Source organism: Streptomyces sp. NPDC048269, from assembly GCF_040652395.1.
GTDB lineage: Bacteria > Actinomycetota > Actinomycetes > Streptomycetales > Streptomycetaceae > Streptomyces.
Genome location: NZ_JBEZLW010000046.1, coordinates 38,131 through 49,022, shown reverse-complemented (window position 1 = coordinate 49,022; position 10,892 = coordinate 38,131). Strand labels below are relative to the sequence as shown.

The 10,892-nt window shown below is 69.5% G+C and carries 8 protein-coding genes; 4 read left to right on the top strand and 4 right to left on the bottom strand.

Translation table 11 applies throughout. The annotated features are described in order from the left end of the window. Positions 1-112: 112 nt before the first annotated feature. Together AB0D48_RS31295 and AB0D48_RS31290 are read right to left on the bottom strand one after the other, a co-directional pair. Positions 113-274, bottom strand: coding sequence for a hydrophobic protein (locus AB0D48_RS31295; protein WP_362404526.1), 162 nt, complete (start codon positions 272-274; stop codon positions 113-115). 156 nt (positions 275-430) lie between these two features. After that, a complete protein-coding gene (locus tag AB0D48_RS31290; RefSeq protein ID WP_362404522.1) occupies positions 431-1,165 on the bottom strand; it encodes a TioE family transcriptional regulator in 735 nt (244 codons plus the stop codon). A 58-nt stretch (positions 1,166-1,223) separates the two neighbouring features. On the opposite strand from AB0D48_RS31290, the gene AB0D48_RS31285 reads away from it, so the two are divergent. Genes AB0D48_RS31285 through AB0D48_RS31275 form a run of 3 tightly spaced genes read left to right on the top strand, consistent with a single transcriptional unit; the run spans position 1,224 to position 3,947 of the window. After that, positions 1,224-2,423, top strand: coding sequence for an erythromycin esterase family protein (locus tag AB0D48_RS31285; RefSeq protein WP_362404519.1), 1,200 nt, complete (start codon positions 1,224-1,226; stop codon positions 2,421-2,423). Positions 2,424-2,475: 52 nt separating this feature from the next. Next, the gene (locus AB0D48_RS31280; RefSeq protein ID WP_362404516.1) at positions 2,476-3,051 is read left to right on the top strand and encodes a hypothetical protein; all 576 of its coding nucleotides are present in this window, start codon (positions 2,476-2,478) and stop codon (positions 3,049-3,051) included. Continuing rightward, positions 3,048-3,947: a DUF5995 family protein gene (locus tag AB0D48_RS31275; RefSeq protein WP_362404512.1), complete on the top strand. Its 900-nt coding sequence runs from the start codon at positions 3,048-3,050 to the stop codon at positions 3,945-3,947. Before AB0D48_RS31280 ends, AB0D48_RS31275 begins: the two co-directional genes overlap by 4 nt. A 77-nt stretch (positions 3,948-4,024) precedes the next feature. On the opposite strand, the gene AB0D48_RS31270 is transcribed toward AB0D48_RS31275, so the two are convergent. Both AB0D48_RS31270 and AB0D48_RS31265 read right to left on the bottom strand, forming a co-directional pair. Further along, positions 4,025-5,416 (bottom strand): hypothetical protein, encoded by a 1,392-nt coding sequence (locus AB0D48_RS31270; protein ID WP_362404509.1) that lies wholly within the window; start codon positions 5,414-5,416, stop codon positions 4,025-4,027. Between the two features lie 122 nt (positions 5,417-5,538). After that, positions 5,539-7,245 carry a thiamine pyrophosphate-binding protein gene (locus tag AB0D48_RS31265; RefSeq protein ID WP_362404506.1) on the bottom strand — a complete coding sequence of 569 codons (1,707 nt, stop codon included), beginning with the start codon at positions 7,243-7,245 and terminating at the stop codon, positions 5,539-5,541. Between the two features lie 616 nt (positions 7,246-7,861). Between AB0D48_RS31265 and AB0D48_RS31260 the strand changes: the two genes are divergently transcribed. After that, positions 7,862-10,723 (top strand): peroxidase family protein, encoded by a 2,862-nt coding sequence (locus tag AB0D48_RS31260; protein ID WP_362404502.1) that lies wholly within the window; start codon positions 7,862-7,864, stop codon positions 10,721-10,723. The last annotated feature ends 169 nt before the right edge of the window (positions 10,724-10,892 follow it).

Here is a 10,892-nt window from a genome sequence, read left to right as displayed (position 1 = left end):
ACCCCCCCCGCCGCGTCCGGGGCGGGCGGCCGGCGGCGCCGGGGGGGCCCCCCCCCCCGGGGGGCGCCCCCCCCCCCCACGTCTCACCTGGCTCCGGTCGTACCCGGGCCCGCTACCAGCGGTACCAGCGGCCACTACCGCTCTTGGGGCGGGCGACGAAACCGACAAGCCACAGCACCAGTACGGCAATTGCGACCCACCACAGAATCTTCAGCGCGAAACCCGCGCCGAAGAGGATCAGCACCAGCAGTAGAACGAGAAGCAGGGGAACCATGATTATCAACCTCCGAAAATCCTTGTGCCCCGACTCCGCCCACTCACACGTACGAATCCACGAACGACCTGCATTCCGACGATGAAGCACCCGTCTGGCCCCTGACCTGCTGAACCGCGTTCGAGCGTTTCCCGCAGCCTCGGATGGGCCGAAGTGTCATCCGCGCGCGCGGAGGTACGCCTCCAGCTCGGCGGCCCCGGTCAGCATCGCGCGCCCGCGGGCGGACAGCCGGCCGCGCCAGTCGCCCAGTGCGGCCTCCAGCGGCTCCAGCCCGCCGGCCGCCCGTACCTGGGCGATCAGTGGGGCGATGTGCTCCAACAGGTAGCCGCCCCGCCTGAGCTGGTGGGCCAGCCGGGCGTCCCGTACATCGGCCTCGTCGTAGACGCGGTAGCCGGTCAGGGGGTCACGGCGCGGGCGTACCAGCCCGGCGCGCTCCCATTTGCGCAGCGTCGCGGGCCGGATTCCGAGCTCCGCTGCCAGCGGGCCGATGAACGTACCGGCGGCCCCCGACACCGCCGGGTCGGGTAGGGACGCCGTAGTGGGCTCCAGGTCCCGCAGGGCGCCCTCCACGGCCTGGAGTGTCCGCCTGTCGTCGAGCAGCTGGGCGTGGCCCTCGTCGATGAGGCGGACCGCCTCGTCGATCGCGCCCCCGTTCACGGCCCGCATGATCGACGTCGCCGTCCGGTGACCGTGGCCGGGCACCAGCGCGAGGAACGCGCCCAGGGCCCCCGCGTGCAGGGAGGTATAGGTGCGGTAACCGTGCGGTGTACGACCGGCGGCCGGAAGGATGCCGGCCTCCTCGTAGTTCCTGATGGCCTGCGTGGACAGACCGTGCCCGCGCGCCAGATCGATCGGCCTGAGCTGCCCACCGGTTTGAAGGTTTCGTCCCACGGGCCCGACGATATCGCGGAAAAGTTTCCACCGAAGGTTCAACGATACCGTTGAAGGCATGCCTACTGACATCACGGACGCCGCCCATCCCGTCGAGGCCGCCGCCGTCATGAAGCTGCTTCCGGCCCGGCCACGCCTCCTCGCCCTGGGCGAGCCCACCCATGGCGAGGACGCCCTGCTCGACCTGCGCAACGAGCTTTTCCGGCAGCTCGTCGAGCAGGAGGGCTACCGGACGATCGCGATCGAGAGCGACTGCATGAGGGGCCTGGTCGTGGACGACTACGTCACCTCGGGCACGGGCACCCTCGACGAGGCCATGGAGCGCGGATTCAGCCACGGCTGGGGCGCCTCCGCGGCCAACCGCGAACTCGTGCGGTGGATCCGGACGTACAACGACGGCCGGCCCGCGTCCGAACAGCTCCGCTTCGCCGGCTTCGACGGCCCGCTGGAGATCACCGGCGCCGCGAGCCCCCGGCAGTCCCTCACCGCACTCCACGGCTACCTCGCGGCCCGGGTGGACACGGACCTGCTCCCCTGCACCGCGGAAACACTCGACCGGCTGTTGGGCACGGATGACCGGTGGACCGATCCTGCCGCGATGATGGACCCGACCCGGTCCGTGGGACGTTCGGCCGCGGCTGGGGAGCTGCGACTGCTCGCCGACGACCTGGTGGCGCTGCTCGACGAGCAGACGCCGCACCTGATCAAGGCGACCTCGCGGGACGACTGGGAACGGGCGCGCCTGTACGGACGCACCGTCACCGGCCTGCTGCGCTACCACCACTGGATGGCCGACACCTCACCGGCCCGCATGACCCGGCTGGTGGGCCTGCGGGACCAGATGATGGCCCACAACCTCCTCGCCCTCGCCGCTCGGGGCCCGGCACTCGTCCACGCCCACAACTCCCATCTCCAGCGGGAGAAGAGCTCGATGCGGATGGGCGGGATGCCGCTGGAGTGGTGGAGCGCCGGTGCGCTGGTGAGCGCCCAGCTCGGCGAGCGGTACGCCTTCGTGGCCACGGCCCTCGGCACGATCCGGCACCAGGGAGTGGACGCGCCGCCGCCGGACACCTTCGAAGGGCTCCTGTACACGCTCCCGGAGGACCGCTGCGTCATCGACGCAGCGCGGCTGGCCGCCGCCCTCGGCGACGCGCGGCCCGTGCCCCGCGTGTCCCCCTGGTTCGGCTACGCCCCGCTGGACCCGGCCCACCTGGCGGACAGCGACGGGATCGTGTTCGTCAAGGAGGTCGCGCGATAGACACGACCCCCGCTTACGTTCCGTGCAGGCAGCCGACAGTAGACTACACAGGGTGACGAACAATGCCGGCAGTGCGCCGTCCCGCTCAGATGCCCCCAGTCACATCTACTACTTCGACGTGGGGGCGGGGAACTGGCAGGGGGAGTTCACCTTTCGGGTCACCTCGTGGCGACGGCTCCGGAACACCGCCGGCACCGGACTGCGGAACCGGGCCCTCGTCGTCGCGATGGCCCTCACCCAGCGGCTGACCGGCGCGTCCCGGCTGGAGTCGACGATCGTGGCATCCCCGTCCGCGGGCGCCTTCGGCGTGGCCGACAACGTGGTCAGGATCTCCAGGTTCGGGGTGACCCTGTACCTGTTGAAGGAGCGCTATCTGCTCGCCCCCGACGGAAGGGGCGTCACCGTAGAGGCGAGAGAGCAGTTCGGCCCCGTGCCGGGCATCCTGACGCGGAAGTTCACCTACCCCGCGGAGATCCAGCCCTCCGGCATGGGGTCCACCTACCACATGCCACTGCTGGGCAGCCCCTGGACGGCGACCTACCAGGTGGGAGCCGACCGGCAGAGCCTGGCCGGGGAACTCGTGTGTGACTGGGCGAGGGCCACGGAGAACGCCCGCCGGGTCTCATGACGGGGGACGCCGCCGCCGTTGCCGCCGAGAAGGTCGCCGGGGTCGCCGGGGAGCTCGCCGCCCGCGTCAAGCGGTACGACGCCGTGCGGGACCCCCGCGCGGTGTTCGCCTACACCTACTTCCGGCTCACCTCCGACCTCGCCGCGAGCCTGCGCACGAACGACCTGTCGTTCAGGGCTCCCGAGTGGGTCGCCGACCTGTCCGTCTCCCTCGCCGCGGCGTACTTCACGGCGATGGACGCCATCGACACCTGGCTGGGCCCCGTCCCCGATGCCCGGCCCGGCGGCGAAGTCCTCTCCGCCGACCTTCCGGAGACCGTCCCGAAGCCCTGGCGGGACGTCTACGCCGCCTCGACCGTGCGGCATTCCTACGTCTTGGAGGAGGTGCTGTTCTCCATGATGGCGCACATGTCCTACGACCTGCCGCTGGCGCTGCGGGCCCTGGCCGCGCGCGGTGACGTCCACCACCGAGTCGCCGACTTCCACCGCATGAACGACCTGCTGGCCTCCTCCATCGACGTGGTCCAGGACGAGATCGCCGCCCGCTACTGCCGTCGGCTCCACTCACTGGACCGCTTGTTCATCCAGGACGACGAACTCTTCACCAGCTACGGGATCCGGGTCGCCCGGGGCCTGGCCTGGTTCAACTGCGACAGGCTCATGGATCCGGATGCGAGTGGCGAGGCGTTGGGCTCCATCAGCAGATCCACGGCCGCGTTCATCGCCGAGTTCCGCTCCCCGGACGACTGGAGGCGCCGCCTTTCCTTCCAGGTCCTGCGGGCACTGGTCCCTTCCCGCCGGCAGTGGCCGCCGCCGGGCACACCCGTCGAGTCGGGCAGACGGCCGTCGAGCCGGCCGGGCGGCCCGGCTGAGCCGGACGCTTCGCATCGTGCATGACGGGGCCGGCATGACAGCGCCGCATGACGGTCCCGGCATGACAGGGGTGGCACGACAGCGCCGGGGCACGTCCCCTGTCATCCTTCCCCGTGCCAGTACTGGTCGTGCGTCCGGTGTGCCTCGGTCAACCCGTCGCGGAAGTACCGCTCGTAGTAGGCGTTCTCGATGTGATGGGCTTGCAGCCACACGCCCGGCACGTGGATCGTGTCGCAGTGTGCGGGAAACCGCCCGTGAGTCTCGTAGATGTAGGTGCAGATGTCCCGCGTACACGCGATGACGTCGGCGGAGTAGTCGCTGGCCTGGTGCAGGTACTGGCTTCCGAAGTCCCCCCGGTAGATCCGCGCGAACACCCCCTCGTCCGCGTAGATGCCGTTCGGCCCGAACTTGCCCGCCACGACGGCGTCGACCGCCTCGCCCATGCTGCCGTAGTTGGGCGGACACATCGCCTTGATGAGGTGTTCACCGCCGTGCCGCAGGCCGACGGGGGTCGCCCGCAGGGTCGAGTAGCGCGGGAGCGGCACCTGCCAGCGCAGCATGTCCGCCGGTCGCCACCGTGGGACGGTCCAGTCGAAATCGAGCATGGGGCCGTATGCGGGACGGAACTTCGGGTCGCCCAGCATGATCGACGGGGCAATGGAGGCGTGGATCCAGGCTCCGAGACCCATGGCGTCGGCGGTGAGCATGAGGTTCTGGAGCAGCAGGTCGGCCTCGATCTGCGTGCGCATGGCCCAGATGAAGCCCAGCGGCAGCTTGATGTCCTTGTTCAGGAACCCTGACTTGACCCATTTGCGCACGCCCGCCGAGCGGTAGAGGTTCCGGTCGTCGACGATCGCCGGCCGTGCCCCCTCGGGCTGGGTCAGCAGGTACATCAGCCCGTTGATGTACTGCCGTGACAGGTCCACCACGGGAAAGAGGATGGTGGTGCCCGGAAGGTTGGACAGGAACCGGTTCGAGTCGAGGTAGGCGGGGAAGTCCCTCTGCCCTTCCGGTACGTCGATGCGGTGGTCGAGCAGTTGCACCTTCGCCTCGGCCGCGCGCGAGCAGAGCGTCTCCGCGTCGAACGCCGCCGCCCGGGGATCGGACGGAGGGGGCAGTTTGCGCAGGAAGTAGGTGCCGGTGTCGTTGATCAGGAAGAAGTGCGTGCCCTGGGCGTTGTCGGGACTGCCCGCGGTCCGTCCGACCATGTTGAGGTTCGGCTTGGCCATGATGGGCTTGCCGTCGCGCGGGTCGGCGAAGGGGCGGTCCGGCATGGTGAGGCCGGAGCAGCCCGTCATCGCGATGAGGACGGCCTCTTCGAGCTCGGTCAGCGGGGCTCGCGGTTCGGTGGATGCCCAGCTCATCGAGCCGGCCTCGACCGAGCTGCCGCGGCTGACCCGGTGGGTGCGGCGGTGCCAGATCGACGTGAGCAGCGGGCGGTTCACAAGGGCCTCGAACCCGGCACGGCTGTGGGTGCTCAGCGGGTCTTTCATACTGCTGTCCCTTCACGGCGTGACCGGGCCGGTCCGCCCCGGCGGGCGTGTCCGCACCGTGCCGGTCACCGTGGGCGCGGGGCTCGCGGAGCTCGCGCGGGGAGGTGGCGGCACGGTCGCTGTCAGTCGCGCAAGCGTGCCTCGATGGTCTCGACGAGGCTGGCGATCACGCCGTCGGGCGAGGGGCTGTAGTGGGGGACGGCCCATCGCGTGATCCTGGCGTCGATGACGGAGGGCCGGCCGGAGGCGAGCGCTTCACGGAACGCCTTTTCGAACTCCTCCAGCGTCTCGACGCGGTAGCCGTCGGCACCGCACGCCTGCGCGTACGCGGCGAAGTCGGGATTCTGGAACTCGACCAGCCCGGTCTCTCCGTAGGTGACGAGCTGGAAGAGTTTGATCAACTTGAATTCCTGGTCGTCGAAGATGATCCAGATGACGGGGATGTCGTTCTCGACGGCGGTCATCAGCTCGAAACCGGACAACGAGTAGCACCCGTCACCGCAGCCGACGACGACGGTCCGTTCCGGGTGTGCGACTTTCAGGCCGATGGCGCCGTTGACGTGGCCGGCCATCGGTCCGAACGAACCGGCCTTGCGGAAATTCTGTCCCTCCTCCAGCTCGACGTAGTAACTGAGCCAGGCGAGGTGTGCTCCCGCGTCGGCGAGCAGCACGCTTTGCGGGGGCAGCATCCGTCCGATCGCCTGGGCCAGCTCCCCCGGGTGGATCTTCCCCGTCAGGTGCGTGATGTGACGGGCTTCGTAGTCCCGGCCGTCCACCTCGGCCGCCGGGACGTCGCCGACCCGTTTGTCCAGCGCCTTGTGAAGCGCGGCCACCCCGAGGCGCGCGTCGGAGTGGAGCGCGTGGTCGGGCCGGTACGCCTTGTGGAACTCGCCCTCGGAGATGTTCACGTGGACGAGGACTTTGTTCTCGAAGAGGTCCTCACGGTAATTGAACGTGGCGTGCTGGTTCAGCGAGTTGCCGATGCACAGCACGACGTCGGCCTCACGGAAGGCCTTCCACGCGCTGGAGTGTCCGCTGTCCGCGAAGACGCCGACCGAGAGCGGGTGGCCCTCGGACACGATGCCCTTGCCGTCCAGCGTGGTGAGCAAGGGGATCTGGAACCGTTCGATGAACTGCCGGACCTCCGCTCCCGCTCCGCTGCGGATCGCCCCGAATCCGACGAGTGCCACGACCCGCTTGCGCCGTTTGAGGGCGTCGGCCAGCATCGACGCGATCTCCTCCACGCGCACCGGATCCGGGACGACCGGTGCTACGTCGAGCCGGAGGGGCCGGAAGTCCGTCACCTCGACACCGCGGTGGGTGAGGTCCTCGGGTACGTGGATGTGCACCGGCCCCGGCCTTCCTTCGAAGGCGATGTTGACGGCTTCCTCGAGCACGTCGCACGTGTCGGCGGCATCGGTGAGCAAGAACGACCTCTTCGTCGTGGCGGCGAACATGGCCCGGGAGTCGGGCGTCCGGTTCAAGCCCGAGGTTTCGTTGAGGGAACCCCATCCCTGCCATGCCCTTGAGGCGTATCCCGAGACCGCCAGGACGGGGTAGGAGTCGGACATCGCCACGGCCAGCCCGGAGAAGAGGTTGAACGCACCGGGCCCGGCCGTTGCGAAACAGAAGCCCAATTGGTTCGTGTACATCGCGTAGCCGCAAGCCATGAAGGACGCGGCCTGCTCATGCCGCGTGATGACCGGCCGGATCTGCTGCGAATGCTTCAGCGCCAGCATCAGCCCCGCGGCGTTCTCGCCGGCACCGCCGAACGCGGCCCGCACTCCGATGCCTTCCAGCCCCTTGACTATGGCTTCGTAAACCCTCATCGCCGTCCCTCGTCCACTCCCCCGCATAGGTTGTCGGCAATCGCGCTGTCGACTCGGCACACGGTGAGACCGTCCCGTCGCATTCACGGATGACGGAGTCTCCTCGAACGTCCCCGTCCCCTGGATGGGGGTATGACGCCCCGGGCGAGAAGTCGTGGTGCGGTGGCGCCTGCCTGGTGATCTCGGGCGACATCGGCACCCGTCCGTGTCGCGCGCCGCCTGGACGTGCCCGTTCACCGCACCGCGGCCGCGGGAAGAAGTGTTCGCACGGGCCGGACAGCCCTGCTGCGCTGTCTTCCGGAAACCAGTTTGCCAGTACTCGACGCATCCCGCTCCCGCACGTGAAGCGGGCCGTACGGGTGGCCCCGGGACCCCGGCAGGGCCGACGGCGCTCCTGCCGGCGCCGCGGAACTCGTGCGGTGGGTCCCTGCCGGTGCGCGAGGCGGCGCCACCCGTCTGCTTTGTTCCGCGCGACGCGGCCCCCTCACTGAGTCAGGGTTGCCGTGAGTAACCGAGGTGCCCGCGGACGCAGTCCCGGGCAGGCGTACAGCGTCGCGCCGTCGTCCGGCAGCATCACGTCCGGACAGCGGGGTTGCGCCTTGGCGAAGAGGCACACATGGTCGAGATCAGGCAGTACGAGCACTACGTGGGCGGCGATCCGGAGGTGGAACGGCTCGTCTTCGAGCGGCTTGCCCGTGAGCTCATGCGGGTCCAGCTCAGGTCCAGGAAGCGCAGCGGCGCGGCCGACATCGCGCGGACGTTCCACGCCAAGGCCGTGCTCGGCGCGGAGAACGCACGACTGACCTTCGCCGACGACCTGCCGTCCGACCTGCGGACCGGCTTCGCGCAGCCTGGCGCCGAGTACCCGGTCACCGTGCGGCTCTCCAATGCGAACGGCACCCGGCAGCCCGACCACGCCCCCGATCTGCACGGAGCGGCCTTGCGCATCGAGGCAGGGGCCGACGAGGCGCACGACCTGCTCATGACGAGCCATCCGGTCTCGCATGCGCGGAACGCGCGCGAGTTCGTCGAATTCGCGAAGGCCATGGCGGGCGCCGACTCCACGCCGCGGAAGGCGCTCGCGCTGTTCGTCACCCTGCCGCTCGCGGTCGGATGGTCCACGGCCGCGCGCATGCGGCGCAACGTGCGTGCGGGTACGAGCCGCACGGTGCCCAGCCTGGCGCTGGAGACGTACTGGAGCCGCGGCGCCGTCCTGTGGGGTGACGCGGGGCCGGTGCGTTATCAGTTGGGCCCCGCCGACGACGCCCCGTCGGCCCCCGCCCCCTCCGGCACCGACCCCGAATACCTGCACCACGAGCTCGCACGACGCCTGAAGAAGGCCGACGTCGTCTTCCACCTGTACGTCCAGCGCTACCTGGATGCCCGCCGCACACCCATCGAGGACGGCGCGGCCGAGTGGAAGGAGGAGGACACTCCTCTCGTACGGGTGGCGACACTGACCGTCCCCTGCCAGGACATCGGCTCCGCCGAAGCGCGCGCCGCAGCGGCACGGGTCGATCAGCTCGCCTTCAACCCGTGGAACACGACGGAGGAGTTCCGGCCCCTGGGAAACCTCAACCGTGCACGCAAGGTCGCCTACGAGGCCAGCAGCGCCCACCGACTGGGCCACCGGTTCGCCAGCGCCGAGCCCCGACGCAACGCCGTACTGGGCGTGCCGTTGCGCGCCGCGTTCCACGGCCTCAACCGGTTCGTCCCCTGGCACCGGCTGCCCACACGCCTCGGTCTGCTGAACCTCGTGGCCTTCCGGCAGAAGCTGCGGCACGACAACCTGATCGACACCGAGGTCCGCGAGGCGCCGCCCAGAGCCCAGCCCGTACCCGAGCCGATCGACGAAGACATGCGGCTCTCGCGAAGCTATGACGGCTCCTACAACGACCTGTCCGCACCGCAGATGGGGGCGGTCGGGTCCGCCTTCGGCCGCAACCTCGCGCCCGTCTACCGGCCAGAGCTGTTCGACGTACCCAACCCCGTCACCGTGAGCAGGGAGCTGCTGCACCGCGACGTCTTCCTCCCGGCCCGCTCCCTCAACATCCTGGCCGCCGCCTGGATCCAGTTCCAGGTGCACGACTGGGTCAACCACAAGCGCTACCCCACCGGAACGAAGTCCGTCGAGGTGCCGCTCCCTCCCGGTGTCACGTGGACGAACACGCCGGGCGGACGTCCGGAGAAGGTGATGCGCTTCGCCGAGAACGAGGGGCTGCACCCGGCCGACGGCAACGGCCCGCCGACGCTGTTCGCCAACGCCGCGTCCCACTGGTGGGACGGATCCGAAATCTACGGCGGCAACAAGGACACCGGGATCTCGCTGCGCGAGCCGGACGGCGGTGCCGGGCTGCGCCTGGAGGACGGCCACCTGCCGATCGGGCCGGACGGCCTGCCGCTGACGGGATTCTCGGAGAGCTGGTGGTACGGACTGAGCGCCATGCAGACCCTCTTCGCCCGCGAGCACAACGCCGTGTGCGAAGCGCTGCGGCAGGAGTATCCGAGGCTGAGCGAGGACCGCGTCTACCACACGGCGCGCCTGGTCGTCTCGGCACTCATCGCGAAGATCCACACGGTGGAATGGACTCCCGCGATCCTCGCCACCGAAGTGATCGACATCGGGCTGAAGACCAACTGGCAGGGGCCGCCGAAGAAGTGGCTCGAACAATTGGGACTGTGGCTCTTCGAGGCGCATTCGCTGACCGGCATCCCCAAGACCCAGCCGGATCACCATGCCGCTCCGTACTCGCTCACCGAGGACTTCGTCACCGTCTACCGCATGCACCCGCTGCTCCCCGACGACTTCGAGATCGTGGACCACCGGCTCGGCCGGCGTCTGGACACCCTCGGGTTCAACGACGTCCAGGGCGCCGCGGCGGAACCGCTCATCCGCAGGGTCGGTCTGGCCGATTCGCTGTACTCACTCGGCATCGCTCATCCCGGCGCGATCACCCTGCACAACTACCCCCGCACCCTGCAGGCGTTCGAGCGGGACGGCGAGATCATCGACTTGTCCGTGGTCGACCTGGTGCGCACCCGGCGCCGCGGCGTACCGCGCTACAACGACTTCCGGGCCGGTCTGCACAAGCCACGCGTGCGGCGGTTCGAGGACGTCTCTTCCGACTCGGAGACCGTCGCACGCCTGAAGGAGGTCTACCGCGATGTCGATCAGATCGACACCATGGTCGGTCTCTTCGCCGAGAACCCGCCCCAGGGCTTCGGCTTCAGCGACACCGCCTTCCGCATCTTCATCCTGATGGCGACCCGCCGTCTGCAGAGCGATCGCTTCCTCACGGTCGATTTCCGGCCCGAGGTGTACACCCCGCTGGGAATCGACTGGATCGAGCGCAACGGCATGACCAGTGTCGTGGTGCGGCACTGCCCGGAGTTGGCGGGCCTCCTGCCCCGCACTGCCAGCGCGTTCGCGCCGTGGCGCCTGGCTACGGCGAAGGGCGCCGAAGGCGGTCGCGGTTGAGAGGGCCGGGGCAAGGTGACGCCGGCACGGCCGGTCGCCGACGCTGACTTCGACACATCCGCAACCCTCCGCCATCCGCCATCCGTGTGACTCCGCACGCCTCCCGGCTGTCCCCCCGCCCTACGATGATCCGGCTGCGGCCGTCGGCGGCGCGGCGATGCGATGCCAT